Origin of the sequence: Nocardioides sp. R-C-SC26, from assembly GCF_021246465.1 — a bacterium.
Classification (GTDB): domain Bacteria; phylum Actinomycetota; class Actinomycetes; order Propionibacteriales; family Nocardioidaceae; genus Nocardioides.
Window position 1 is genome coordinate 1 of sequence record NZ_JAHRHK010000044.1, and the last position, 360, is coordinate 360.

Below are 360 nucleotides of genomic sequence, written 5' to 3' on the forward strand. Positions count from 1 at the left end.
CCTCGAGATCGAGGGCGAGACGGTCACCGAGGCGCGGTGCGGCATCGGCTACCTGCACACCGGCATCGAGAAGAACATGGGGTACCGCTCCTGGGTGCAGGGCACCACCTTCTGCACCCGGATGGACTACCTCTCCCCGTTCTACAACGAGGCCAGCTACGTGCTGGGCGGCGAGCGCCTGCTCGACATCGAGGACCAGATCCCGGAGAAGGCCAGCGTCATGCGGGTGCTCCTCATGGAGCCCAACCGCATCTCCAGCCACCTGGTGTGCATCGCCACCGGCGGCATGGAGATCGGCGCGCTGACCGTGATGACGATCGGGTTCCGCGAGCGCGAGCTCGTGCTCGACCTCTTCGAGCT

1 pseudogene is annotated in these 360 nt (G+C 66.4%); it reads left to right on the forward strand.

Annotation, left to right across the window (positions count from 1 at the left end):
• Nucleotides 1–360: pseudogene (locus KSO97_RS17355) on the forward strand (NADH dehydrogenase subunit D); the annotation flags it as partial.